General features: G+C 63.9%; 20 protein-coding genes and 1 riboswitch. Of the genes, 8 read left to right on the forward strand and 12 right to left on the reverse strand.

Annotated elements, in window-relative coordinates:
• Window positions 1–4 precede the first annotated feature (4 nt).
• The 5 genes from AC56QQ_RS25180 to AC56QQ_RS25200 all read right to left on the reverse strand — a co-directional run bounded on the left by AC56QQ_RS25180 (window position 5) and on the right by AC56QQ_RS25200 (window position 9,192).
• A complete protein-coding gene (locus tag AC56QQ_RS25180) occupies window positions 5–2,014 on the reverse strand; it encodes a CocE/NonD family hydrolase (RefSeq protein ID WP_497123779.1) in 2,010 nt (669 codons plus the stop codon).
• Window positions 2,015–2,210: 196 nt separating this feature from the next.
• Window positions 2,211–5,351, reverse strand: coding sequence for an efflux RND transporter permease subunit (locus AC56QQ_RS25185; RefSeq protein WP_497123780.1), 3,141 nt, complete (start codon window positions 5,349–5,351; stop codon window positions 2,211–2,213).
• Window positions 5,352–5,550: 199 nt separating this feature from the next.
• The gene (locus AC56QQ_RS25190; protein WP_497123781.1) at window positions 5,551–6,699 is read right to left on the reverse strand and encodes an efflux RND transporter periplasmic adaptor subunit; all 1,149 of its coding nucleotides are present in this window, start codon (window positions 6,697–6,699) and stop codon (window positions 5,551–5,553) included.
• 55 nt (window positions 6,700–6,754) lie between these two features.
• A complete protein-coding gene (locus AC56QQ_RS25195; protein ID WP_497123782.1) occupies window positions 6,755–7,363 on the reverse strand; it encodes a TetR/AcrR family transcriptional regulator in 609 nt (202 codons plus the stop codon).
• 188 nt (window positions 7,364–7,551) lie between these two features.
• The gene (locus AC56QQ_RS25200; protein ID WP_497123783.1) at window positions 7,552–9,192 is read right to left on the reverse strand and encodes an acyl-CoA synthetase; all 1,641 of its coding nucleotides are present in this window, start codon (window positions 9,190–9,192) and stop codon (window positions 7,552–7,554) included.
• 198 nt (window positions 9,193–9,390) lie between these two features.
• Here AC56QQ_RS25200 and AC56QQ_RS25205 point away from each other — a divergent pair, with 198 nt between their 5' ends.
• Together AC56QQ_RS25205 and AC56QQ_RS25210 are read left to right on the forward strand one after the other, a co-directional pair.
• Window positions 9,391–10,359, forward strand: a complete 969-nt coding sequence (locus AC56QQ_RS25205) for a sugar-binding transcriptional regulator (protein ID WP_497123784.1) — start codon at window positions 9,391–9,393, stop codon at window positions 10,357–10,359.
• Between the two features lie 82 nt (window positions 10,360–10,441).
• Window positions 10,442–12,496, forward strand: a complete 2,055-nt coding sequence (locus AC56QQ_RS25210) for a bifunctional aldolase/short-chain dehydrogenase (protein WP_497123785.1) — start codon at window positions 10,442–10,444, stop codon at window positions 12,494–12,496.
• A 67-nt stretch (window positions 12,497–12,563) separates the two neighbouring features.
• Here the strand turns inward: AC56QQ_RS25210 and AC56QQ_RS25215 are convergent, their stop codons facing one another.
• The 3 genes from AC56QQ_RS25215 to AC56QQ_RS25225 all read right to left on the reverse strand — a co-directional run bounded on the left by AC56QQ_RS25215 (window position 12,564) and on the right by AC56QQ_RS25225 (window position 16,253).
• Entirely contained in the window at window positions 12,564–13,616 is a 1,053-nt protein-coding gene (locus tag AC56QQ_RS25215) for a substrate-binding domain-containing protein (protein WP_497123786.1), read from the reverse strand.
• A 49-nt stretch (window positions 13,617–13,665) separates the two neighbouring features.
• Window positions 13,666–14,661: an ABC transporter permease gene (locus AC56QQ_RS25220; RefSeq protein WP_091576572.1), complete on the reverse strand. Its 996-nt coding sequence runs from the start codon at window positions 14,659–14,661 to the stop codon at window positions 13,666–13,668.
• Between the two features lie 80 nt (window positions 14,662–14,741).
• On the reverse strand, window positions 14,742–16,253 hold the full coding sequence (locus AC56QQ_RS25225) for a sugar ABC transporter ATP-binding protein (protein ID WP_497123787.1): 1,512 nt from the start codon (window positions 16,251–16,253) through the stop codon (window positions 14,742–14,744).
• Between the two features lie 137 nt (window positions 16,254–16,390).
• Between AC56QQ_RS25225 and mtnK the strand changes: the two genes are divergently transcribed.
• Together mtnK and mtnA are read left to right on the forward strand one after the other, a co-directional pair.
• On the forward strand, window positions 16,391–17,662 hold the full coding sequence (mtnK, locus tag AC56QQ_RS25230) for an S-methyl-5-thioribose kinase (protein WP_497123788.1): 1,272 nt from the start codon (window positions 16,391–16,393) through the stop codon (window positions 17,660–17,662).
• The gene (gene mtnA / locus AC56QQ_RS25235) at window positions 17,659–18,753 is read left to right on the forward strand and encodes an S-methyl-5-thioribose-1-phosphate isomerase (RefSeq protein ID WP_497123789.1); all 1,095 of its coding nucleotides are present in this window, start codon (window positions 17,659–17,661) and stop codon (window positions 18,751–18,753) included. Before mtnK ends, mtnA begins: the two co-directional genes overlap by 4 nt.
• A gap of 37 nt (window positions 18,754–18,790) precedes the next feature.
• Here mtnA and AC56QQ_RS25240 read toward each other — a convergent pair whose 3' ends face one another.
• Window positions 18,791–19,330 (reverse strand): Lrp/AsnC family transcriptional regulator, encoded by a 540-nt coding sequence (locus AC56QQ_RS25240; protein WP_091576578.1) that lies wholly within the window; start codon window positions 19,328–19,330, stop codon window positions 18,791–18,793.
• Between the two features lie 48 nt (window positions 19,331–19,378).
• Here AC56QQ_RS25240 and AC56QQ_RS25245 point away from each other — a divergent pair, with 48 nt between their 5' ends.
• The 4 genes from AC56QQ_RS25245 to dhaL all read left to right on the forward strand — a co-directional run bounded on the left by AC56QQ_RS25245 (window position 19,379) and on the right by dhaL (window position 23,196).
• A complete protein-coding gene (locus AC56QQ_RS25245; protein ID WP_497123790.1) occupies window positions 19,379–20,554 on the forward strand; it encodes an MFS transporter in 1,176 nt (391 codons plus the stop codon).
• A gap of 209 nt (window positions 20,555–20,763) precedes the next feature.
• A riboswitch (FMN riboswitch) is annotated at window positions 20,764–20,911 on the forward strand.
• Window positions 20,912–20,988: 77 nt separating this feature from the next.
• Window positions 20,989–21,462 (forward strand): 6,7-dimethyl-8-ribityllumazine synthase, encoded by a 474-nt coding sequence (locus AC56QQ_RS25250; RefSeq protein ID WP_497123791.1) that lies wholly within the window; start codon window positions 20,989–20,991, stop codon window positions 21,460–21,462.
• Window positions 21,463–21,537: 75 nt separating this feature from the next.
• Window positions 21,538–22,545: a dihydroxyacetone kinase subunit DhaK gene (locus AC56QQ_RS25255; protein WP_497123792.1), complete on the forward strand. Its 1,008-nt coding sequence runs from the start codon at window positions 21,538–21,540 to the stop codon at window positions 22,543–22,545.
• 15 nt (window positions 22,546–22,560) lie between these two features.
• The gene (gene dhaL, locus AC56QQ_RS25260; RefSeq protein WP_497123793.1) at window positions 22,561–23,196 is read left to right on the forward strand and encodes a dihydroxyacetone kinase subunit DhaL; all 636 of its coding nucleotides are present in this window, start codon (window positions 22,561–22,563) and stop codon (window positions 23,194–23,196) included.
• On the opposite strand, the gene derI is transcribed toward dhaL, so the two are convergent.
• From derI to AC56QQ_RS25275, 3 genes are read right to left on the reverse strand one after another with little or no spacing between them, the layout of a single operon-like run.
• Complete coding sequence (gene derI, locus AC56QQ_RS25265; RefSeq protein ID WP_489860278.1) at window positions 23,193–23,633, reverse strand: D-erythrulose-4-phosphate isomerase; 441 nt, start codon at window positions 23,631–23,633, stop codon at window positions 23,193–23,195. The genes dhaL and derI overlap by 4 nt on opposite strands.
• A 39-nt stretch (window positions 23,634–23,672) precedes the next feature.
• Window positions 23,673–24,401 carry a triose-phosphate isomerase gene (locus AC56QQ_RS25270; RefSeq protein ID WP_497123794.1) on the reverse strand — a complete coding sequence of 243 codons (729 nt, stop codon included), beginning with the start codon at window positions 24,399–24,401 and terminating at the stop codon, window positions 23,673–23,675.
• A gap of 39 nt (window positions 24,402–24,440) precedes the next feature.
• The gene (locus tag AC56QQ_RS25275) at window positions 24,441–25,208 is read right to left on the reverse strand and encodes a DeoR/GlpR family DNA-binding transcription regulator (protein WP_497123795.1); all 768 of its coding nucleotides are present in this window, start codon (window positions 25,206–25,208) and stop codon (window positions 24,441–24,443) included.
• Window positions 25,209–25,231: the final 23 nt, after the last annotated feature.

Below are 25,231 nucleotides of genomic sequence, written 5' to 3' on the forward strand. Positions count from 1 at the left end.
CTCTTCAGGCGAAATCGCGCCTGATGCGCCGCGTTGCCGAGGCGCTGTGGACGAGCCTGCCCCGTTCTCGGGCCTCGAGCCGCCAACTCAGGTTGAAATGCGTTTCATCCGATGTCAGCTCGGTGACCGCCATGGCCTCGGTATCGGCATCGCCGCTGGCAATCGCCCAGCGGTATTCGGTGACGAGCCTGGCGGACAGCGGATCGTCGGCGCGAATGCTCATCGTGTCGCTGTTGGCCGAGGAGACGGTGATGGCGCGATCGTCGTAGCGCCTGCGGCCATGGTCGGAACTCAGCGCGATGGTCTGCATGCCGCTGCCGACATCGTCGGTGACGATGCGGCGATCGAAACCGTCATCCAGGGTCGTTGTCGGCACCGGCGGCGCGGTTTCGGCAGGCTCGAAGCGGACGTCGCGATCGCGCGGCGACGGCGGGCGCACGGGAAGCATCACCGTGCTGTCACCGCTGGCAACCGACAGCGTTGACAGTTTCGGCTGCGGCCACAGGATCGGCCAGTGCTGGTTGGCCAGCGCCAGCCGGATGCGATGGCCCTTCGGCACGGTACGGGCGAGATCGTTGAGCTTCAGCCGCACGCGGAACGGCGTTCCGACCGGACAGGGCGTCGGGTGCTCATGGCTGTCGCGGTGGCTGAGGTTGAGCACGCCATAGGTCATCAGCGCCGAAGTGCCATCGGGATAGACGTCGCAGAGGCGGGCGGCAAGATTGACATATGGTTGGTCGACGGTAACGACCAGATCCAGTTCGGGCGCGCCGAGCAAGGTCAGGTCGCCGTCAAGCGGCAAAGTATCGAAGCAGAGCGCCAGGCCGTCCTCGCGGCGCTGGTCGATGGCCATGTCCGGGCAGGAGCCGCCATAGCCGCCCCAGCGGCCACAGTCACGGCCGGCGCTGGCCGGCGAGCATACCGAAAGCGTGGCACCCGGCGCGGCTTCGCCGCTCAATCCGGCGGCATTCAGGTGGAAGGCGCGGCGTTCGATGCGCGGCGACGGCCAGTGGTCCTCGGCGGCCCAACTGCCGGCATGATCGGGGAGATAAAAAGGCTGCGGTCGTTCCTCACCGGTGATCCAGACGCGGTACAGCGGCTCACCCATGATGCCGGTGTCTTCGCCGCACAGCCAATGGCGCCACCAGCGCAGCGCCTCCTGCAGATAGCCGATCAGCGGCCCCGGCGCACCGCGACAGGGATAGGCATGCGACCACGGCCCGACGATGCCAAGCTTGGGTCCGGGCAGATGTTCGAGCAGGCGCGGCACGAAATTGGAATAGCTGTCTTCCCAGCCGCAGACGGCCATGACCGCGCATTCAACCGCCGCATGGTCTTCGCAAACAGAACCCTGCCGCCAGTAGTCGTCACGGCGCTGGTGCGCGAGCCAGATTTCCGACAGCGAGCTTGTCGCCTCAAGACGGCCGAGCCACATGGCGCGCCAGGCGTCGCCGACGATCTGCGGATCGGGAGCCATCGCCTTCTTCACCAGCATGAAGTTCGACCACATCTCCTGCTCGGTGAGCAGCGCGCCGCCCATATAGTGAATGTCGTCGGCGTAGCGGTCGTCGGTGGCGCAATTGGTGATGATGGCCTTCAAGGCCGGCGGCCGGCGCGCCGCAACCTGTAGCGCGTTGAAGCCGCCCCAGGAAATGCCGGTCATGCCGACATTGCCGTTGCACCAGGATTGCGCGGCCAAATGGGCAATGATCTCGCAGGCGTCTTGCTGCTCGCGGGGCAAGTACTCGTCGGCCAGATCGCCATCGGAATCGCCTGAGCCGCGAATGTCTATGCGGGCGCAGGCAATGCCGTGACCGGCGAGCCAGGGATGGATGTCGATGTCACGCGCCACGGTGCCATCGCGGCGGCGATAGGGCACCATTTCGACGACGACAGGCACCCTGGCGTCAGTGCGCGGACGCCACAAAGTGGCGGCGATGCGGGTGCCGTCAGCCAGCGTGATCCAGAGCGGATCGACGGTTTCGACGGCAAAGGGGAACTCGGTTCGTACCACGGCAGGTACTCGTTAAATCGCTTGTTGAACGTTCGTACAACAAGGCGATTTAACGCGCAATCCCGCTTCGCGCTTTTTGGCGCCGAATACCGCTTGCAGCCAGCACCGGTCGGTCGGGCCGGTGAGAGACCGGGTCATGAAACAGTGGAAAAGACCCAAATTTGCGGGCCGGACGGCATCGTCCGACCCGCGCTATTTATTCGGCGGCCAACGCCAGTTGCGGCCGTTCGGCAGGCAACTCTGGTTCAGGCGTCTGTTCGGCATCCACCACCTTCTTGGGCTCCCGCCCAAAGAACAGGGCGTAGCCAGCCGGCAGCACCAGGATGGTCAGCACGGTGGCAACGAGGATGCCGCCCATCATGGCATAGGCGAGCGGACCCCAAAAGACAGCGCGCGAAATCGGGATCAGCGCCAGCACCGCCGTCATCGCCGTCAGCACGATCGGCCGGAAACGGCGGACGGCCGAGCCGATGATCGCTTCGGATCGTTCCATGCCTCTGGCGATGTCCTGGTCGATCTGGTCGACCAGGATGATCGAATTGCGCATGATGATGCCGAGCAGCGCGATGACGCCGAGGATGGCGACGAAGCCGAACGGCGCGCCGCTTATCAGCAGTGCGGCGGCCGCACCGATGATACCGAGCGGACCGGTGGCCAGCACCAGCATCGCCTTGCCGAAATTCTGCAGCTGTATCATCAGCAGAACCACAATGATGGCGAGCATGACCGGCGCCTTGGCTGCGATCGACGCCTGGCTTTCCGCCGAATCCTCGGCGCCGCCCTGGATCTCGATCTTGTAGCCGGGCGCCAGGCCATCGCGCAGGCCCTGCATGTCCTTGTACATCTTGGTGACGACGTCGTTGGACTGCACGCCGTCGGGCAGCGTTGCCCGTACGCTGATGGTCGGCAAGCGGTCACGACGCCATTCGATGCCTTGCTCCAGCACCGGCACCACCTTGGCCACCTGCGACAGCGGCACGAAGCCGCCGAAATCGGTCGGGATATAGACGGAGTCGACCGAGGACAGCAGGCTGCGGCTAGCATCCGGCTCGCGGGCAACGATGGACACCGTCTCCTCACCGTCACGGAAGTCGTCGAGCGGCGCGCCCGACATTGCAGTCTGTAGCATCTGGCGGATGCGCTGCGAGGTGACTCCGAGCGCGCGGGCGCGATCCTGGTCGATGACCAGCTTCATCGCCGGCACCGGCTCCAGCCAGTCGTCATGCACGGCGCCAAGCAGCGGATCCTCGCGGAACTTCGCCTTCACCTGATCGGCGATGCGGCGTACCTCCTGGCGATCCGGTCCCATGACGCGCATCTGCACTGGCCAGCCGGTCGGCGGCCCGAGGAACAGGCGGTCGACCTTGGCGCGGATGGAGGGGAAATCCTCGGCCAGGACGGCGCGCAGCTTGACGATCAGCCTTTCGCGCGCCGGCTCGTCATTGGCCATGACCAGCATCTGGGCAAAGTTCGGATTGCGCAGCTGCTGATCGAGCGGCAGGAAGAAGCGCGGCGCGCCCTCGCCGATATAGGTGGCGATGAAGCGCTTGTCCTTGTCGTCCATCATCTTGGCCTCAAGCGCCTTGGCCTGCGTCTCGACCTCCTTGATGCTGGTGCCTTCCGGCAGCCAGAGATCGACGAGGATTTCCGGCCGCGACGATTGCGGGAAGAAGTTCTGCGGAATGAACTGGAACGCCCACAGGCTGGTGCCGAAGGTCACCAGCGTCATCACCAGAACGATGATGCGATGGCGCACCGCCCAGCCGACGGTCGAGCGAAGCCTGCGATAGAAGCGCGTGTCGAAGGCATCGTGATGCGTGCCGGCATGCTTGCGCTGCTTGAGGATCATGTTGCCGAGCCATGGCGTGAAATAGACCGCCACGAACCAGGACACGACCAGCGCTATGCCGACGACGTAGAACAAGGTGCGCACATATTCGCCGGCCGTCGAAGCGGCGAAGCCGACAGGGATGAAGCCGGCGGTGGTGATCAGCGTGCCGGTCAGCATCGGGAAGGCGGTCGAGGAATAGGCAAAGCTTGCCGCCTCGATCTTGACCAGCCCCTCCTCGAGTTTGCGCTCCATCATCTCGACGACGATCATGGCGTCGTCGACAAGCAGGCCGAGCGCGATGATCAATGCGCCGAGCGAGATACGCTGCAGGTCGATGCCGAGCTCGTACATGATGGCAAACGTGGCGGCCAGAACCAGCGGAATGGCGATGGCGATAACCAGGCCCGAGCGCCAGCCGATCGACAGGAACGAAACGACAAGCACGATCAACAGCGCTTCGCCGAGCGCATGCATGAATTCGGCCACCGCATCCGTGACAACTCCCGGCTGGTCGGAAATCTGGTCGACCGAAACACCATAGGGCAACGTCTCTTCAAAGCGCTTGTAGGTCGCCTCGACGTCCTTGCCGACATCGGTGACCTTGAAGCCCTTGGCCATGACGACACCAAGCTGCACGCTGTCATGACCGTTGAAGCGGTATTTGCGCTGGAAGGGATCTTCCAGTCCTGAGGTCACGGTGGCGATATCGCCCAGCCGGGTGATCTGACCGCCGGCGCGCAAGCGCAGATTGCGGATGTCCTCCACCTTGCTGACGTCGCCCTCGACCGAGATGCGCACCGAGTTGATGCCGGTATCGACCGAGCCGGCCGGGTCGACATTGTTCTGTCCCTTGCTCGCGTTCTGCAGATCGGGAAGCGTCAGGCCGCGTTCGGCCAGCGCCTTGGACGAGACGTCGATGTAGAGCTTTTCCGGCTGGTCGCCGATGATCACTGCCTTCTCGACGCCTGGCGTCGTCAGCAGCATGTCACGCGCCTGGATGGCGAATTTCTTCAACTCGGGATAGCTGAAGCCGTCACCACTGATCGAATGCAGGGTGATGAAGGTGTCGCCGAACTCATCATTGAAATAGGGGCCGAGCAGGCCTTGCGGCAGATCGCCGGCGATATCGCCGACCTTCTTGCGCACCTGGTAGAAGGCATCCTTCACCTCTTCGGCGTTGGTGTCGCCCTTGATCTGAACCGTGATGATGGCGCTGCCGGCGCGGGTGAAAGAGCGCACGAAGTCGAGATGCGGCGTCTCCTGCAACTTGCGTTCGATCTTGTTGACGACCTGATCTTCCATCTCCTGGATCGAGGAGCCCGGCCAGATCGCCTGGACGACCATCACCCGGAAGGTGAAATCGGGATCTTCCTTCTGGCCCATGCGCATCAGGCCGAGCGCGCCGGAAATGATGATCAGGCCGAACAGGAACCGCGCAATGGCGGGATGGCCGATCGCCCAGCGTGACAGGTTGAAGGGCCGCTTCTCGTCCGTGGAATTGGTCATGGATGGTGGTCCATCTGTTTAGCAACAAGATCGAGGTTCGGTAGTGGCTTCCGGGCGGCAAGGCTCTCCGAGCAGAGAAACACTCATCGCGGTGGGACGCGAAGATCGATGTGGGGGTTACATCAACCGAGCGTCTCGGATCGGGCGCCTGCCGCCCGGAAACCAGCGGCTGCGGGAACGCGCAGCCGGTTGTCTGTCGTCAGCGCAACTGCTTGGTGTCGCCGCCATCGCCTGCCGCGGAGGCGGACTGCAGCACCGTGTCGGCAGCGAGTTTCACTTTCAGGTTCTCGGTCATGAACTGCGTGCCGGCCGCGACCACGACATCACCAGGCTTCAGACCTTCGGCGACACGCACGCCATCGGCGGCGAACTTGGCGACCTTGACCGGGCGGGCATGAACAGTGTCGGCGCCACGATCGACGGTCCAGACGATCGACTGGCTGCCTTGCTCGGCCAGAGCGCTCAGCGGGATCGACACGAGTTGCCGCTCATTGGCCGCCGAGGCTTCAATGTTGGCGGTCATGCCGAGAAGCACGCGTGGGTCGTTGGGCAGGCTGACGCGGACGGCAAAGGTGCGCGACTGCGGGTCGGCACTGCCGGCGACTTCGCGAACCTTGCCATCAAGCGCCAGCGCGTCGTCGGACCAGAAACCGGCCTTGACGACCTTGCCGGGCTTGAATTCGGCGACTTCCATTTCCGGCACGGCGATCAGCACTTCCTTTTCGCCGTCGACGGCGACCGTGACCACCGGCGTGCCGGAGCCAACCACCTGGCCGACATCGGCGTTGACGGCAGTGACGATGCCGTCCCTGTCGGCCTTGAGTTCGGTGTAACCGACCTGGTTCTTGGCCTGGTCAAGCGAGGAGCGGGCGGAATCGCGGGTGGCGACGGCCTGATCATAGGTCAGCGTTGCCTGTTCGAGCTGCGATTTCGGCGCAAAGTTCTTGGCAAACAGCTGCTCGGCGCGCTTGCGCGCAAACTCGACAGTCTCGACCTGCCGCTCGGCTGCATCAAGCGCCGCCTGCGCACTCTTGACCGAAAGGTCGTAGTCGGATGCATCGACGCGAGCGAGCACATCGCCGGGCGCCACATGCTGACCGATGTCGACAAGACGCTCGGTGATCTTGCCGTTGACCCGGAAAGCCAGAGCGCTTTCGGTGCGGGCCCGCACCGAGCCGGAATAGGAGAGCGTGCGGGTGTCATGCGCCTGGGCGATTTCGACGACCTTGACCGGGCGGATGATGTCCTTGACTTCGGCTTTTTCCTGCGAGCAGCCGGCAAGCCCGAGCGCCGCGACGATCAGTCCGGCAACTGGCAGCTTGCGAAGGATGGAAGTGGGCAAAGACATCTTGGTACTCCTGACTGGAGATGAACGGTTCGACACCGGCACCCGCGTGCGGCGGCTATTTCTTCAAGGCCTTGATCGCATAATCGATGAGGTCGTCGGGCATCGCCCGGTTGGTCTTGGCGAGGCACTGCGCCACCATCTGCGGATGGCACAGGATAACCGTGGCGGCGCCGAAGCAGCGTGACGCGATCACCGGATCCTGTTCCCTGAACTCACCGGCTTCGATCCCATCGCGGATAACCTCCGCGAACAGGTCGTGGATGCTGTCGACGTGCTTGTCGATGACGCCCCAGTCCCGTTCGAGCGCGACGATGACCATCTCGTGGACCTTCTGCTCGTCAAGCATGACCTCCAGCGTCATTTTGTACTGCGCATGCACGTAGCGGCGCAGCCGCTCCTCGGCGCTGATCGGCAGGCGAGAAATCTCGTAGGCCATCTTGTAGCTGGCGCCGAGCATCCGGCCGCAGACGGCCTGGTGGATTTCGACCTTGGAGGCGAAGAAGCGGTAGATGTTGGCCGGCGACATGCCAAGTTCGCGCGCGATGTCGGCGACATTGGTCTTGCCGTAGCCATAGTGCCGGAACAGGCGCTCGGCGCAGTCGAGTATGCGCGTCACATTTTCCTGTCGGGCGGCGTCGGCTACTATGGTGGCGGCTTCGGACATGGCCTTCTGCTTATTTACGAGTGACGAATTTCAATTTTCGTCACTCGTAAATCGAAACAGGCGCCCTGTCAATGCGATTTCGCCGTACCTGTACGATTGGTGACAGCTGGTGACATCCAACAGACGTCACGGAGCGGCCCGAGGATGCGAGCCGCTGAAAATATTCTTGAAAGAAGCTGTCGGAGCCGTCAGGCGACCTTGGCCATCTCGCGCAGCCGGAACTTCTGGATCTTGCCGGTCGAGGTCTTCGGGATTTCAGCGAAGATCACCGCCTTCGGCACCTTGAAGCGGGCGAGCAGCGCACGACAGTGCTCGATGATCTCGGCCTCGGTCGCGGTTTTGCCGGGCTTCAGTTCGACATAGGCTATGGGCACCTCGCCCCATTTGTCATCGGGCCTGGCGACCACGCCACAAGAGGCAACGGAAGGGTGCTTGTAGAGCGCGTCCTCGACCTCGATCGACGAAATGTTCTCGCCTCCGGAAATGATGATGTCCTTGGAGCGGTCCTTGAGCTGGATGTAGCCGTCGGGATGCATGACACCGAGATCGCCGGAATGGAACCAGCCGCCGGCAAAAGCTTCGTCGCTCGCCTTGCGGTTCTTCAGGTAGCCCTTCATGACGATGTTGCCGCGGAACATGACTTCGCCAATGGTCTCGCCATCCGCCGGCGTTACCTGCATCGTCTCGGGGTCCATGACGGTCAGGCCCTCGAGAGCGGCGTAGCGCACGCCCTGTCGTGCTTTCTTGGCGCTGCGCTCCCCCTTTTCGAGATCGTTCCAGGCGTCATGCCATTCGTTGACCACCGCCGGGCCATAGGTCTCGGTCAGCCCGTAGAGGTGGGTGACGGCAAAGCCGGCATCGGCCATCCCGGACAGCACGGCTTCCGGCGGCGGTGCCGCGGCCGTGTTGAAGGTGACGGTCTGCGGAAACTCGCGCTTGTCTTCGTCCTTCGCATTGATCAGCACCGACATGACGACCGGTGCGCCGCACAGATGCGTGACGCCGTGATCGGCGATGGCGTCGTAGATCGGCTTCGGCCGCACCCAGCGCAGGCAGACATGGGTGCCGGCCTGAATGGCGAGCGTCCATGGAAAGCACCAGCCATTGCAATGGAACATCGGCAGCGTCCACAGATAGACCGCATGCTTGGCCATGCCGGCATGGATGGTGTTGGTGTAGGCCATCAGGGCCGCGCCGCGATGGTGGTAGACGACGCCCTTCGGATTGCCTGTGGTACCGGAGGTGTAGTTGAGCGAAATGGCGTCCCATTCATCGTCGGGCATCGACCATGCGAAGTCCTCGTCGCCTTCAGCGACAAACGCCTCATAGTCGGATGTGCCGATGCGCTGACCCTTCGGATAGGGCGCGTCGGCGGCGTATTCGGGGTCGTCATAGTCGATGACCAGCGGCTTGACCTTGGCCAGATCCAGCGCTTGCCTGACGACACCGGCGAACTCGCGGTCGACGATCAGCACCTTGGTTTCGGCATGGTCGAGCTGGAAGGCGATGACCGCGGCGTCGAGGCGGGTGTTGAGCGAATGGAGCACCGCCTTGGTCATCGGCACGCCGAAATGCGCCTCCAGCATCGGCGGCGTGTTGGACAACATGACGCTGACTGTATCGCCCTTGCCGATGCCGCGCTTCCGGAGCGCCGAGGCAAGCTTCAGCGACCGTCGCCAGAACGTGCGATAGTCCATCCGCTGGCGGCCATGGATGATGGCGATATGGTCAGGAAAGGTCTTTGCCGCGCGCTCCAGGTAGGTGAGCGGCGTCAGCGGCTGGTGATTGGCCGCGTTCTTGTCGAGATCCTGCTCATAGGGCTTGCCCATCCCGCCTCCCCTTAGCTTCCTGGTCGGAGACTTCTAATCACAGGCTCCAGGCCACGTCACTATCCTTGTAGGCGAAGCCTGTCACACACCACGGCCAGCTTCGCCTTGATCCCGATCAACAAGAGAAAGACGTTCACACTCTCGCGCTAAGTTTGACTTTTGTCGAAGGCCGTGAATAATGTCAGCGGAGGAGATGGCATGGCGATCCGACCAGCAGAGCAGCTGATTCACAAGGCCGCGTGGCTGTATTACGCGCATGGCCTGCGGCAGGATCAGGTTGCGAGCCAGCTTAACATCTCCCGTGCCTCGGTCGCCATGTATCTGCGCAAGGCGCGCGAGACTGGCATCGTCAACATTTCGACCTCGACCCAGCTTTTCACCGACGATGTGCTGGCGCGCAAGCTCGAGGATGCGTTGAAGCTCGATGTCGTCTGGATCGCGCCCGGGAACGACCACATTGCCGACCCCTCGATGGAAATCGCCGTGCTGGCGGCGAGCGTGTTTCTCGAACTGGTCAAGAAGGGCGACCGCATCGGCGTTGCTTGGGGGCGCACCGTCTACACGATCGCCGACATCATGTCCTATGCCGATCTGCAGGACGTTACGGTGGTGCAGCTCTGCGGCAATCTCGGAGCGCCCTATTCCTACCGGCCCGACCAGTGCACGATGGAGATCGCGCGGCGGCTCAACGCCAAGGGCCTCAATTTCTACGCGCCGCTGGTGCTGTCGACGGAAGAGCTGGCGCGCGCGCTGCGCGCCGAGCCGGTGATCCGTGAGCAATTGTCGGGGATCGGCGAATGCGATCTGGCGCTGTACTCGGTCGGAGCGGTCGATGCCGACAGCCATCTGGTCAAATGCGGCGCGCTCACTGCTGACGAAATGGCGGAGCTGCGCAGCCGAGGTGCCGCCGGTGTCATCGCCGGGCAGATCATCGACGCCGACGGCAAGGTGCTCGATTGCAGCTACAACCGCCGGGTGATCTCCGCCGAGCTCGCCTCGCTGCGCGCCATCGACAGGCGCCTGATGGTCGTGCAGGAGGACAGCAAGTTCGAACCGCTTCTCGCGGCGATCGCGGGCGGACTTTGCACGCATCTGGTGGTCGGCGCACGCATGGCGCAGCGGCTGCTGGATCATGCCGGAGCCGCGGCAAGCGAAAAGGCATCCTAGCAAGACCACCCTCGCCGCGCTGTCATCAAGGCGTCGCGGCTTTCCTGTTCACCAGCAAGAAGACGGAATCGGACGAAGCGAAATGAAGAACCTTTGGAATGACGGCGACGCGGAAAAGATGGTTGCCGACTATGCCGGGAAAGGCGTCGGCGGCGACCTGGCGCTGCGCGTCTACACGACGCGGCTGCTGGGCGGCGAGCCGCGGCTCGTGCTGCATGGCGGCGGCAACACCTCCTGCAAGACCAAGGCAACCGACCTCCTCGGCGACGAGTGGGATGTGTTGTGCGTCAAGGGCAGCGGCTGGGACATGGCCGTCATCGAGCCGCAGGGGCTGCCGGCGGTGAAGATGGGCGCGCTGCTCAAGGCGCGCAGGCTCAACAAGCTCTCCGACGAGGACATGGTCGCCCTGCAGCGGGCAAACCTCATCGACCCATCCTCGCCCAATCCCTCGGTCGAGACGCTGCTGCATGCCTTCCTGCCGCACAAATTCGTTGACCACACCCATTCGACCGCCATCCTCGCCATCGTCGATCAGGAAGACAGCAAGCCGCTGGTGAAGACGGTGTTCGGCGACAAGATGGGTTACGTGCCCTACATCATGCCCGGCTTCGACCTTGCCAAGGCGGCGGCCGACGTCTTCGATGCCGACCCGACGGTCGAGGGCCTGATCCTCGACAAGCATGGCATCTTCACCTTCGGCGATGACGCCGGGCAAGCCTATGACCGGATGATCCACTATGTGAATGTCGCGGAGGAGTATGTCGCCAAACACGCCAAGCCGAACGCGGCAAAGGCGACGCTGCCGGCAAGGCTCGCCACACCGGCAGCCATAGCGCCGATGCTGCGCGGCGCCGTCGCGGTGGCGCGCGGCGAAGGCCGCTTTGATCGCATGATCAGCGACTTCCGCACCTCGGACGCGATCGTCGATTTCATCAACTCGGCCGCGATCGCCGATTATGCCCGACGCGGCGTGTCAACACCCGACCTGTCGATCCGCATCAAGACCGGACCGATGGCGGTGCCAGCGCCCGATGCCGACAAGATCGGCGACTACAAGGCCGTGATCAAGAGCCATGTTGACGCCTTCGCCAAGGATTACCGCGCCTATTTCGAAACCAACGATGCGCTCGACGACGTCAAGCGCACCATGCTCGACCCGATGCCGCGCCTGACGCTGGTGCCGGGCCTCGGCATGTTCGGCCACGGCCGCACGCTGAAGGATGCCAGGATCGCGTCGGATGTCGGCGAGATGTGGATCGAGGCGGTGCGCGGCGCCGAGGCGGTGGGCCGCTTCCATCCGCTTTCCAAGGCCGACCTGTTTCCGCTCGAATACTGGTCGCTGGAACAGGCCAAGCTCGCCTCCAACAAGCCGAAACCGCTGACCGGCCAGGTGGTTCTGATCACCGGCGGCGCCGGCGCGATCGGCGCGGCGACGGCCAAGCTGTTCGCCGACAATGGCGCCCATGCCGTCGTCGTCGATCTCGATGCCGAAAAAGCCGCGGACGCTGCCAAGAAGGCCGGCAACAATTCGATCGGCGTCGCCGCCGACATCACCGATCCCGCACAGGTGCGAGCCGCCTTCGACAGGGCGGTTGCCGTGTTCGGCGGCGTCGACATCCTGGTGTCCAATGCAGGCGCCGCGTGGGAAGGCCGGATCGGCGAACTGGACGACGCGCTTCTGCGCAAGAGCTTCGAGCTCAACTTCTTCGCTCACCAGTCGGTGGCGCAGAACGCCGTGCGCATCATGCTCGAACAGGGCACCGGCGGCGTGCTCCTGTTCAACACCTCCAAGCAGGCGGTCAATCCAGGCCCCAAGTTCGGCGCCTATGGCGTGCCGAAGGCGGCGACGCTGTTCCTGTCCCGGCAATACGCGCTCGACTATGGCGCCCACGGCATCCGTTCGAACGCCGTCAACGCCGACCGCATCCGCTCAGGCCTTTTGACCGACGCCATGATCGCCAGCCGTTCGGGCGCGCGCGGCGTGTCGGAGAAGGAATATATGTCCGGCAATCTGCTTGGCCAGGAAGTGACGGCGCAGGACGTGGCGCAGGCGTTCCTGCATCATGCGCTGGCCGAACGGACCACCGCCGATGTGACGACGGTCGACGGCGGCAACATCGCGGCGGCGCTGCGTTAGGCATTTCCAACCAACAACAAAAAGGGCGGCTCGCGGGCCGCCCTTTTTCGTTTGTGTCGTGACGAGCTTACTTGGCGTTCGGGTTCGGCATCCAGGCCGGCATGGCGACATCGGCATGGGCGAACTGCGGCAGCTTGGCCGACAGGTCCTCCATGTTCTTGATGTCCTTGTCGACCAGTTCCTTCTGGGTGATCAGCGTCGGCGGCACGATGACGTTGTGGCCGGGGTCTTCACCGGCGAGCAACTGTGCCAGCGCGCGCACCGAGACCTGGCCGACGACGGCCGGATTGGTTGCCGCAGTGGCCGCCCAGGCGCTATCGGGCTCGCGCATCGCGGCGATGTCGGACGTCGAAATATCGGCCGAATAGATCTTGATACCCTTGTTCAGGCCGGCTTCGTCGACGGCGATCTTCACGCCCTTGGCGAATTCGTCATAGGGGGCGAACATTACCTTGATGTCGGGGTGGGCCGACAGCACCGAACGCGCCTGGTTGGCGACGGAGTTGGCGATCGGATTGTCGAGCGTGCCGAACATCGCGACTTCCTTGATGCCCGAGTATTTCTTTTTCACATCGACCCAGGTCTCGTTGCGGCGATCGAGCGGCGCGATGCCGGCGACATAGACATAGCCGGCGTTCCAGCTGTCGCCATTGTCCTTGACCGCCTGTTCGAGCGCCAGGCGCGCAAGGTCGCGGTCGGACTGCTCGATCTGCGGGATCTTGGGGTTTTCGACATTGACGTCGAAAGCAACCACCTTGATGCCGGCATCGACCGCGCGCTGGGCGGCGTCCTTCATCGATTCCGTCAGGCCGTGCTGGATGATGATGCCCTGCACGCCGAGTGCGATGGCCTGATCGACCATGTCGGATTGAAGGGCGGCGTCCTGGCGGCTGTCGAGGACGCGCAGATCGATACCAAGCGCTTTCGACTGTGCCTCGACGCCCGACAGATAGGCCTGGAAGAAGTCGCCGGTCGAGAGATAGCGCACCAGCGCGATCTTGACGCCGGGCTTGTCGAACGGCGCCGGCTTGTCCGCCGCCAGTGCCGGGAACTGCATCAGCATGGTTGCGCCGGCCAGCCCGAGCGCGACCTTCCCTAGAAGTCTTCTTGTGATGTTCACCTTGTTTTCCTCCACTCTTGTTGAACCCAAAATCCTGCCCAGTCGAAAGCTATCCCCTGCCCCTGCCGGAAAGTGCAAAGGTGAAGACAAGGGCGACGACCAGAACCACGCCCTTGACGAAATCCTGCGTGTAGTAAGGCGCGTTCATCATGGTCAGGCCTTGCAGCAAGATGCCGACGAACAGCGCGCCGACGGCGGTGCCGAAGGCGTTCGGCTTGGCGGCGCCGAGCACCGCGTAGCCGATGAGCGCCGCCGCGACAGCGTCGAGCAGCAGATTATTACCCGAGGCGATGTCGCCGCGTCCAAGTCGGGCGGCGAGCAAAATGCCGCCAATCGAGGCAAAAACTCCTGAAATGACGTAGGCCCAGATCTTGTATGCCTTGACAGGCGCGCCGGCGAGTTCGGCGGCGCGCTCATTGCTGCCGACCGCGTACATCATCCGGCCGAAGCGGGTGTATTCGAGGAAGAACCAGATTAGCACGGCGAGCACGAGCAGCACGACGACCGACACCGGAATGAGGTTCGGGATGAAGAAATCGAAGCGGTGGCGGCCGAGCGCCAGGAAGGCGTCGCCGAACTTGCCGTTGGCGACTGAGCCATCGGGCATCGTCATGCCGGTGGCGATCGAGCGGCCTTCGGTCGGGATGCGCTGCAGGCCGACGAGCAGGAACATCATGCCGAGCGTCGCCAGAAGATCGGGCACGCGCATGTAGACGATCAACCAGCCGTTGATCAGGCCAACGATGGCGCCGATCAGCAGGCAGACGACGACCGCGACGACGGCATTCTGCTCCAGCACCACCATCACATAGGCCGCAGCCATCATGGCGGAGGTGGCGACCGAGCCGATCGACAGATCGAAGCCACCGACGACGAGAGTGGCGGTGACGCCGAGCGCCAGCACGCCGGTGATGGCGACCGACTGGAAGATGAAGACGGCACTTTGCGGCGAGACGAAACCGTCGGCGGCGATCGCGAAATAGGCGACCAGCCCGAACAGCAGGACGATGAACCCGTAGCGGATGGCGTGGTCGCGCAGCGTCATTCAGCGCCCCCGCGCGCCGCTGCCGTTCTTACCCAACTCATAGTCTCTCCATTCCAATTCCCCTTTACCCGCCGCCACGCTCAGGCCGCGTTGTGCAAAGGCCCGCCGGCCACCTCGGCCAGCAGGCGATCGAGATCGACTTCGGCGTTGCGATGTTCGCCAACGATGGTCTGCTCCGACATCACCAGGATGCGGTCGGCCGTCTCCAGCGCCTCATCGAGTTCGGTGACGAACAGCAACGTCGCGCGGCCATTGGCGCTGGCCCTCAGCTTGGCGGCGATATCGCGCCCGGCCGAGATGTCGACGCCCTGAAACGGCTCGTCGAGGATGAACAGCGTTGCGTCCTGCGCCATCCAGCGAGCGACCATCACCTTCTGCTGGTTGCCGCCCGAGAGGGACGCCAGGTCATCTTTCTCGGAGCGACAGACGATGCCGAGTTCCTCGATCTGCCGGCGCGCGGTGGCGCGTTCGAGACGGCGCTTGAGCACGCCCAGATTCGACATCCGCTTGAGGAACGGCAGGCTGACATTGCGCTCGATGTTGAAGCCGCCAACGATGCCGCTGGTGGCACGATCCTTGGCGACCAGGAACACGCCGGCGGCGATCGCCTCGCCCGCCGATCCCGGCGTATAAGGCTTGCCGTTCATCGTCATGGTGCCGGCGAGCGGCCGGCGCACGCCAAACAGCGTCTCGGCCAGCGCCGTCTTGCCGACGCCGACGAGGCCGGTGATGGCGACGACCTCGCCATCGCCGAGCGTCAGCGAGATCGGCCTGGCGCCCGGCGCGATGCGCAGGCCGTCGATGGTCAGGATCGCCTTGACTGAGTTCCCGGCAACGATCTGGTCGAGATGGATCTTGCGGCCGAGCATGGCGTTGACCGCGCCTTCATAGTCGAGCGGTTTCCTGTCGAAAACGCCTGAGATGACCCCGTCGCGCATCGAGACGATGCGGTCGGCAAGCCGCCGGATGTCAGACATGCGATGCGAGATGTAGAGGATCGCCACGCCTTGTTCGCGCAACCTGTCGATCAGCGCAAACAGCCGGTCGGCCTCGGCGCTGGACAGTGATGACGTCGGCTCGTCGAGAATGAGCACTTTCGGCTGGTGTGCCAAAGCACGCGCGATCGCCACCATCTGGCGATCGGCCAGCGAAAGGTCGTTGACGCGGGCCTTGAGATCGATGGCCAGACCCATGCGGTCGGCGACCGCCTTGGCCTCGCGGCGCACCCGGGCTGGATTGAACAGGAACGGGGCGCCGCTGCCGCTCAGCCGGTCCAGGGTCAGGTTGGTGGCGACATCGAGATCGGCGACGACCCCGTCATTGATGTTCTGGTGAACGGTGACGACGCCGGCGCGGATCGCCTCCGCCGGCGTGTTCGGCGCGAAGTCCTGGCCGGCGAGGCTCATCGTGCCGCCGCCGCGCTCATAGACGCCGCTGATGATCTTGACGAGGGTGGATTTGCCAGCGCCGTTGGCGCCCATCAGCACCGTCACTTCACCGGCATGAAGCTCCAGCGAGACGCCGCCAAGCACCTCGTTCTGGCCAAAGGATTTCCTCAGTCCCTCTACGCGGAACACGGCACTGCCGACCATGCGTTCCTCCCTGACCGTGACGCTATGGTCTATGTCGGCAATTGTCAACACGATTGACAATTGCCAGACAGCTTCCTAGCTTGGCCCAGCCGCTAAGGCTCCCCTATGATCGGAGCGCATAGGCGGGAGGGAGAAGAATGACCGGGAAATTGCCGTTCGAAGCACTGTCGGTGGAGACGCTTTCAACGCGCCTTGGCACGAACGAGGCGCTATGCGCGAAGATCGGCAAGGACACGACACGCTGGAAAGTCCGCGAGGTCGGTGACGGCAATCTGAACCTGGTGTTCATCGTCGAGGGTGCCAGCGGTGCCGCCGTGGTCAAGCAGGCCCTGCCCTATGTCCGCCTGGTCGGCGACAGCTGGCCATTGCCGCTGAAGCGCTCCTTCTTCGAATATCACGCGCTGACCCGGCAGGAGGCGCGTGCGCCGGGCTCGGTGCCGGCGATCTATCATTTCGATGAAGGCCAGGCGCTGATCATCATGGAGTATCTGTCGCCGCACATCATCCTGCGGCGGGCGCTGATCGAAGGCCGGCGGCTGCCAAATATCGCCAGGGATATCGGCCTGTTCATGGCCCGCACCCTGTTTCGCGGCTCCGACCTCTCCATGGTGACCAAGGACCGCAAGGCCGATCTGGCGCTGTTCGCGGACAATGTCGAACTCTGCGACATCACCGAGAACTTGGTGTTCTCAGACCCGTATTTCGATGCCAGGATGAACCGGCATACCAGCCCGCAACTCGACGGCCTCGTTGCCAAACTGCGCGCCGACCGAGATCTCAAGGTCGAGGCGCAGCGGCTGAAGCATATCTTCGCCGCCAATGCCGAGACACTGCTGCATGGCGACCTGCATTCCGGCTCGATCATGGTGACAGATAGCGAAACGCGGATGATCGATCCGGAGTTCGCCTTCTACGGACCGATGGCGTTCGATGTCGGCATGCTGCTCGCCAATTTCTGGATGTCTTTCTTCTCGCAGCGCGGCCATGAACAGACGGGCAAGCGCGATGCCATGCGCGCCTATCTGCTCGATGTCGTCGTCGAGACGTGGTCGGTGTTCCGCGCCGAGTTCTCGCATCTGTGGCGCACCGAGCGCACCGGCATGCTCTACCAGAAAAGCCTGTTCGAGGATCAGGGCGACAGGCTGGGCGCCGAGCAGGCGCTTGACCACGTGCTGCATCAGGTCTGGACCGATCTGCTCGGCTTTGCCGGCATCGAGGTTCACCGGCGCATCCTCGGCCTCGCCCACAATGCCGATTTCGAGACCATTGCCGACGAGGACCTGCGCGCCACATGTGAGGCGAAGGCGTTGAAGTTCGGCCGTCACATCGCCGTCAACCGGCGCCAGATCCACAGCATCGACGAGGTCAACACCCTGGCCACGCTGATCGAACAGGAGAACAGCATTTGAACGTCGGCGACCGCCACTATCGTACCATCTGGCTGAGCGACGACGGGCGTTCGGTGGAGATCATCGACCAGCGCTGGCTGCCGCATGATTTCCGCATCGAGAGGATCGGCACCGTCGCCGGCATCGCCACCGCCATCCGCGACATGTGGGTGCGCGGCGCGCCGCTGATTGGCGTCACCGCTGCCTATGGCGTCGCCATGCAGATGGCGGATGATCCGTCGGACGCCGCACTTGATGCCGTCTGGGAGACCTTGCACGAAACTCGCCCGACCGCGATCAACCTGCGCTGGGCGCTGGATGGGATGCGGAGTTTCCTGCGGCCGCTGCCAACAGAACAACGCGCCGCAGCCGCCTATCGGCGCGCCAGTGAGATCGCCGATGAGGATGTCGGCCTCAACCGCGCCATCGGCGCCAACGGCCTCGCCATCATCAAGGACATCGCGGCGCGCAAGCAGAAGGGCGAGCCGGTCAATATCCTGACCCATTGCAATGCCGGCTGGCTGGCCACAGTCGACTATGGCACTGCAACGGCGCCGATCTACCTGGCAACCGAAGCCGGCATTCCGGTCCACGTCTATGTCGACGAGACGCGGCCGCGCAACCAGGGTGCCCAGCTGACCGCCTGGGAGATGGCCGGCCACGGCGTGCCGCACACGCTGATCGTCGACAATGCCGGCGGCCACCTGATGCAGCGCGGCGAGATCGACATGGTCATTGTCGGCACCGACCGAACCACCGCCGATGGCGATGTCTGCAACAAGATCGGCACCTATCTGAAGGCGCTTGCCGCCGCGGACAATGACGTGCCGTTCTATGTCGCCTTGCCGTCGCCGACCATCGACTGGACGGTGCATGACGGGCTGGCCGAGATCCCGATCGAGCAGCGCTCGGCCGACGAGGTCTCGCTGGTGTGGGGCAAGACCGCCAAGGGCGAGATCGCCCAGGTGCGCATATCGCCCGAGGCGACGCCCGCGGCAAACCCGGCCTTCGACGTGACGCCGGCGCGGCTGGTGACCGGACTGATCACCGAACGCGGCGTCGCCAAGGCCTCGCGCGAGGGCCTGAAGGCGATGTTCCCGGAGCGGGCGTAACGCGCTGGCACCACCGGCGCTGGCTCCGTACCGCCCTCTAGTACAGAGGTTCGGCCATGTGCTTGGGCGTCGGCCAGTTCGCGGTGACGCCGGGCTGCACCGGCCGCTCGAGATAGGTCGACAGAACCACATAGCTGCGCGTCGAGGTGACCCCCGGCGTCTCGTAGAGGCGCGCGAGGAGCCCTTCGAGCGCTCTCGTGTCTTCGGTGCGGACCTTCAGCAACATGCAGGTGTCACCGGCGACGGTGTGGATCTCCTCGACCTCGGGGTACTCCGAGACCGCCATCAGTTCCGGTGTCTTTCCCCACCCTCTGGTGTCGATATGGACAAAGGCGAGCAACGGCTTCTTCACTGCCTTGGGATCGATGATGACGGCGGTGTTTCGGATGGCGCCGCTGCGTCGAAGGCGCTTGACGCGCTCATGGGCGGCTGGCGGTGAAAGGCCAACACGATCGCCTAGTTCGGCATAACTGACCGTCGCATCATCGACCAGAACGCCTAATATCTTTCGGTCGATCGCGTCGACATCGCGGGCCGCTGGCTTGTTCCGCAGAATGTCATCTGTTTCTTCATCCATATCGAGATTCCTGGTTGCCGCAGAATTCAATGCGGCCATTATGGTCATATGTCGAACAGTGATCAAGCAGCAACGTTGGCCGCGAACGCCAGGGCGCCCATCCCGGCCCTCGCCTATCTGCTGACCGGATGCATCGCCGTGATCGGCTCGAACTCCCTCGTCCTTGGCCCGATAGCACCGGCCGTGGCATCGTCCTTCGCGACAAGCGTGCCGGTCGTCATGATCGCCTCCGCCGTGTTCGGCCTCGGAACCTCGGCAAGCGCCCTGTTCCTGGCGCGCTACATCGACCGGATTGGCGCACGCCGGATGCTGCAGGGCGCCTTGCTGCTGCTGGCGATCGCACTCGTCGCAAGTGCTGCGGCGCCGACGGTGATGATGCTTGTCGCGGCGCAACTGCTCGCCGGCATCGCCGCCGGTATTGCCATGCCGGCGATCTATGCGAGTTCGGCGGCGATCGCCCCGCCTGGACGCGAAAGCGGCACCATCGGCGTCGTTTTGACCGGCTGGACCTTGAGCATGGTCGCCGGTGTTTCACTGTCGGCCGTGCTTGCCGATCTCGTGCATTGGCGTGCGGTTTTCGCCGCCGTCGCGCTCCTCGCAACCCTGGCATTGGCCGGTCTCACGCTGTCGTCACTGAGCGACACCAGGAAGAGCGGCCCCGCACCGACGCCGCTGGCCGCGCTCAGCATTCCCGGCATCGTGCCGCTGCTCATCGCCTGTGCCGCCTTCATGACCGCCTTCTACGGTGTCTATGGCTATCTCGGCGATCACCTTCACAGTGGATTGGGGAGGCCAGTGAGCGCCAACGGGTGGGCGGCGCTCGCCTATGGTGTCGGCTTCGGCACGGCTGCTCTCCTAGACGGCGTTATCGATCGGCTGGGCGCGCGGCGCGTCATGCCGTTCGCCTATCTTCTGGTCGCCGCCGTCTATGTCGCGCTCGCCGCGACCAGCGACAGCTTCGGCCAGACCGTAGCCATGGTGGCGGTCTGGGGCCTCGCCAACCATTTCGGACTGAACGTCCTGGTGATGCGCCTGTCGGCACTCGACCCGTCGCGACGCGGCACGATCATGGGCCTGAACAGCGCGGTGACCTATCTGGCGGTCTTTGTCGGCACCACCGCCTTCGGACCGCTCTATTCGACCTTCGGTTTTGCGACCTGCGCGGCGGTTGCGGCATTGCTGATGCTGGTTGCCGCTTCGGCGGCGGCATGGCGCCCGCGTTAAGGTATGTTGATATTCAGGTGATGCCGGCCTGCAAACGGCAGTTTCCTGCGCTTCCGGTGCTCACGTACCTTAAGTACGCTCCGCTCCGGTTCTCGGAACCCACCGTTTTCGACTCGGCCTGACCTGAATCTCGACACACCTTGGTCGTGATCGGCATCAGCCTTTCGTCCGGTTGACAGCGGCGCCCTGCCCTTCCATACAAACCGCGTTAAAGTTCTCAGGGCGGGGTGAAAGTCCCCACCGGCGGTAAGGGTCTCGACCCAAGCCCGCGAGCGCTTTCCGACAAATTCGGAAAGGTCAGCAGATCCGGTGTGATTCCGGAGCCGACGGTTACAGTCCGGATGGAAGAGAACGAAACGAAAGACGGCCCGCCTTGGTGGGTCGCATTTCGTATCGTGCGTCCTGATTCTGGTTCGAAACGGAAGGATGGACCCATGAATCAGCATTCCCATAAAGACTATGAAACTGTTCGCATCGCCGTCATTCGCGCGCGCTGGCATGCCGATATCGTCGACCAGTGCGTGCAAGCCTTCGAGGCCGAGCTTTCCGCGCTTGGCGACGGGCGCTTCACCGTCGATGTCTTCGACGTGCCCGGCGCCTACGAGATTCCGCTGCACGCCCAGACCCTGGCGCAGACCGGCCGCTATGCCGCGATTCTGGGTGCGGCGTTTGTCGTCAACGGCGGCATCTATCGGCATGAGTTCGTCGCCAGCGCGGTGATCGATGGTATGATGAACGTGCAGCTGTCGACCGGCGTGCCGGTGCTTTCAGCGGTGCTCACGCCGCACAATTACCACGACAACACCGAGCATCACCGCTTCTTCTTCGAGCACTTCACCGTCAAGGGCAAGGAAGCTGCCAATGCCTGTGTCCAGATCCTGGCCGCGCGGGAACGCGTCATGGCCTGAAATACGCTTCGCCGGGTGGAAATCCCGGTAACAGCCTGTAGTATCTCGGAAAATGCCGAAATCGGGAGGATGCCGGTGCAGACCAAGAAGATCATCAATGACGGCAACCGCGCCGTCGACGAGATGCTCGAAGGGATCCTGGCCGCGCATCCCGGCCATCTCAGAAGCGTGGACGCCAGCCCGCGCTCGATCATCGCCCGCGACGGGCCGCGGCCCGGCAAGGTCGGGCTCGTCATCGGCGGCGGTTCGGGCCATGAGCCGACCTTCCTCGGCTTTGTCGGCAAGGGACTGGCGGACGCGGCGGCCATCGGCAATGTCTTCGCCTCGCCGCCGCCTGATCCGATCCTCGAATGCGCCAAGGCGGTCAGCGGTGGCGCCGGCGTGCTGTTCATGTACGGCAACTATGCCGGCGACGTGATGAATTTCGACATGGCGGCTGAGATGGCCGCGATGGACGACATCGAGGTGCGCACGGTGCTGACCACCGACGACGTCGCCTCGGCACCGCGCGACCAGCGGCACAAGCGCCGCGGCGTCGCCGGCAATTTCTTCATCTTCAAGGCGGCCGGTGCCGCCTGCGACCGGATGCTCTCCTTCGACGAATGCGAGCGTATCGCGCGCAAGGCCAACGACCACACCTTCACCATGGGCGTGGCGCTGTCGCCCTGCTCGCTGCCGCAGACGCGGCGGTCGAATTTCGAGATCGGCGCGGACGAGATGGAGATCGGCATGGGCATCCATGGCGAACCCGGCATCGCCCGCGCCAAGCTCAAAACCGCCGACGAGATCACGGACGAGATGCTGGACAGGATTTTCGCCGAGATGGCGCCTTCGCGTGGCGACAAGGTCGCGGTTCTGGTCAACTCGCTCGGCTCGACGCCGCTGATGGAGCTCTACATCATGAACCGCCGGGTCAAGCAGAGGCTCGACGCGATCGGCGTTTCCATCCACGCGACCTGGGTCGGCAATTACTGCACGTCGCTGGAAATGGCCGGCGCCTCCGTGACACTGATGCATCTCGACGGCGAGTTGCAGACCATGCTCGACCACCCCTGCGACTGCGCGATGTTCCGTGCCGGCTGACGAAAGAGCGACCCCGTGACCATCGACGCCGCTGACCTGAAAAGAATGTTCGACGCCATCGCGGTGGCGATAGAGGCCGACAAGGACCGGCTCTGCCAACTCGACGGTGTCATTGGCGACGCCGACCACGGCATTGCGATGGCGCTCGGCTTCGACGCGGTGCGCGATGCGCTGGCATCGCTCGACCTTGCGACGACCGAGCCGACGGCGCTGCTCAACACGGCGGCGAAATCTTTCCTCAATGCCGTCGGCGCCTCGTCAGGCCCGCTCTACGCGACGGCCTTCATGCGAGCGGCTTCCGCCGTCAAGGGCAAGGTGACGCTGGCGGATGCGGACTTCAACGCCCTGTTCCAGGCCATGGCACAAGGCATCAAGGATCGCGGCAAGGCGGAACCTGGCGAAAAGACGATGGTCGATGCCCGGCAGCCGGCGGCCGAAGCGGCCGCCGCGGCCAATGCAGCCGGCAAGACGCTGTCCGAAAGTCTCGAAGCAGCACTCGCCGCGGCCGAACGCGGCGCGGAGGCGACCAAGGACATGATCGCGCAGAAGGGCCGCTCGTCGCGGCTCGGCGAACGCTCGCTCGGCTATCTGGATCCGGGTGCGGCGTCGGCCGTGACGGTCATCGGCGCGATACGCAAGAGCTTGAGCTAGCGCTTGGCCGCATCCAGCCTGTCGATGGCCTGAACATTGCCGGCCGATGGCCCCTTCTCGTCGAACTCAGAAGCAAGCCACGTATCGACGATCGCCTTGGCCAGTTCCGGCCCTATGACGCGGGCGCCCATGGTGATGATCTGGGCGTTGTTGGATTTCGCCGCGCGCTCGGCCGAATAGGTGTCGTGGGTGAGCGCGGCGCGAATGCCGGGAACCTTGTTGGCCGAGATGGAAACACCGATGCCGGTGCCGCAGAACAGGATGCCGCGATCGTTCTTGCCCTCGACAATCGTCTGGGCGAGATTCTGCGAAAGGTCGGCATAGTAGCCGGCCTGGCTCAGATCGCTGACGGTGATGCCGGGCTTGGTGGCGAGATGCGCGGCGATGACGTCGAGCAGCGGCTTGCCGGCGCTGTCGGCTCCAATGGCTATTTTCATGGTCGTGTCCTTCCTTGACTGAATGATATCTCGACTGGTTCAGATTGCCGCCGAGGCGCGCTTGAGGATGTCGATGTAGCCTTCCGCCTGCCAGGCGGAGCGGCCGATGAACAAGCCGTCGACATTGGGCTGGCCGATCAGCTCGGCGGCATTGCCGGGATTGACGCTGCCGCCATAGAGCACCGGCGGCACGGACGGCAGCAAATCGCCTGCAACGGTCTTGATCAGTGCCTGCTGTTTGTCGGCATAGTCGGAGCTGGCCGGAATGCCCTTGTCACCGATCGCCCAGACGGGCTCGTAGGCGAACAGGATCTTCGCGCCCTTCGCCTCGCCTTCGAGGAATTGCAGCGCACCCCGCACCTGCGCCGTCAGCACGGCATCGGCCTGCCCACTTTCGCGTTCCGCCAATGTCTCGCCAACGCAGACCAGCGGCACCAGCCCGTGCTTCACCGCCGCGGCGGTCTTGAGACCGACGGTACGATCGGTCTCGCCAAAGTGCTCGCGCCGTTCGCTGTGGCCGAGCTCGACCAGATCGAGGCCGCAATCCTTCAGCATCAGCGGCGAGATCTCGCCGGTCCAGGCGCCGGCATCGGCCCAGTGCATGTTTTGGGCGCCGACCTTGATCCGCGTCCGCGACAGCGCCTGCCTGACTTCGCGGGCCGCCGTGAAGGGCGGGATGATGAAAGGCTGGATGCGATCGTCGAAACCGGGGATGAACCCGGCCAATATCTCGGCGAACGCCAGCGCCTCGGCAAGCGTCTTGTTCATCTTCCAACTTGTGCCAACCCAGTAAACCACGCGTACTCCCTAGTGTTTGTCGACCAATGTCAGCGAGACGCCTGCGGCATCCAGCGCCTCGCGCAGTCCGGGCTCGAGCTCACGACCGGTGAAGACCGCGTCGAACGCCTTGAGGCCAGTGAGGAAATGCAGGGCCGTGCGGCCGAACTTGCCGTGATCGACCAGCAGATATTTGCGGGCAGCGGCGGCCATCATCAGGCGCTTGGTCTGGACCACTTCCTGGTCCTGGTGGAAAGCGGAAGCGCCGTGGATGGCGGATGACGACAGGAAGGCGACATCGGCGCGCAGCGATTTCAGCGTGTCCTCGGCGAGCAGACCGAAGAAGCCGTGGAATTTCTTGCTGTAGAGGCCGCCAAGCGCGATGAGGGTGATCCCGCCGACGCCAGACAGTTCCTCGATGACGGCCAGATTGTTGGTGATCACGGTCAACGGGCGCAAGTCCGAAAGCCGGCCGGCAATGCCACCCGCCGTCGAGCCATCATCGATGATCACCGTCTGGCCGGGTTCGATCATCGCCGCCGCTGCTGCCGCCAGGCGTTGCTTTTCCTCGGTCGCCTGCTTCTGCCGGTAGCGGAAATCGCTTTCGAACAGGCCGCTGGGCTGGATCGAGGCACCGCCGCGCACCTTGCGCAGGAAGCCGCTCTCCTCAAGCTCGTCGAGGTCGCGGTGCACGGTCATCCTCGACACGCCGAAGCGCGATGCAAGGTCGTCGACGCTCGCTGTTCCGGCGTCCATCAAAAAATCCATGATGCCTTGCCGGCGGCTGTCGCTCTTCATTCCTTGGCTTCCTCGCGCGGGCC

This window comes from Mesorhizobium sp. RCAM 05099, assembly GCF_059683685.1.

Bases quoted from the DNA above. Each gene is read 5' to 3' on its own strand.
- AC56QQ_RS25185 (WP_497123780.1), bottom strand. From the start codon at position 5,351: ATGACCAATTCCACGGACGAGAAGCGGCCCTTCAACCTGTCACGCTGG.
- AC56QQ_RS25190 (WP_497123781.1), bottom strand. From the start codon at position 6,699: ATGTCTTTGCCCACTTCCATCCTTCGCAAGCTGCCAGTTGCCGGACTG.
- AC56QQ_RS25195 (WP_497123782.1), bottom strand. From the start codon at position 7,363: ATGTCCGAAGCCGCCACCATAGTAGCCGACGCCGCCCGACAGGAAAAT.
- AC56QQ_RS25200 (WP_497123783.1), bottom strand. From the start codon at position 9,192: ATGGGCAAGCCCTATGAGCAGGATCTCGACAAGAACGCGGCCAATCAC.
- AC56QQ_RS25205 (WP_497123784.1), top strand. From the start codon at position 9,391: ATGGCGATCCGACCAGCAGAGCAGCTGATTCACAAGGCCGCGTGGCTG.
- AC56QQ_RS25210 (WP_497123785.1), top strand. From the start codon at position 10,442: ATGAAGAACCTTTGGAATGACGGCGACGCGGAAAAGATGGTTGCCGAC.
- AC56QQ_RS25220 (WP_091576572.1), bottom strand. From the start codon at position 14,661: ATGACGCTGCGCGACCACGCCATCCGCTACGGGTTCATCGTCCTGCTG.
- AC56QQ_RS25225 (WP_497123787.1), bottom strand. From the start codon at position 16,253: ATGGTCGGCAGTGCCGTGTTCCGCGTAGAGGGACTGAGGAAATCCTTT.
- mtnK (WP_497123788.1), top strand. From the start codon at position 16,391: ATGACCGGGAAATTGCCGTTCGAAGCACTGTCGGTGGAGACGCTTTCA.
- AC56QQ_RS25240 (WP_091576578.1), bottom strand. From the start codon at position 19,330: ATGGATGAAGAAACAGATGACATTCTGCGGAACAAGCCAGCGGCCCGC.
- AC56QQ_RS25245 (WP_497123790.1), top strand. From the start codon at position 19,379: ATGTCGAACAGTGATCAAGCAGCAACGTTGGCCGCGAACGCCAGGGCG.
- AC56QQ_RS25250 (WP_497123791.1), top strand. From the start codon at position 20,989: ATGAATCAGCATTCCCATAAAGACTATGAAACTGTTCGCATCGCCGTC.
- derI (WP_489860278.1), bottom strand. From the start codon at position 23,633: ATGAAAATAGCCATTGGAGCCGACAGCGCCGGCAAGCCGCTGCTCGAC.
- AC56QQ_RS25270 (WP_497123794.1), bottom strand. From the start codon at position 24,401: ATGAACAAGACGCTTGCCGAGGCGCTGGCGTTCGCCGAGATATTGGCC.
- AC56QQ_RS25275 (WP_497123795.1), bottom strand. From the start codon at position 25,208: ATGAAGAGCGACAGCCGCCGGCAAGGCATCATGGATTTTTTGATGGAC.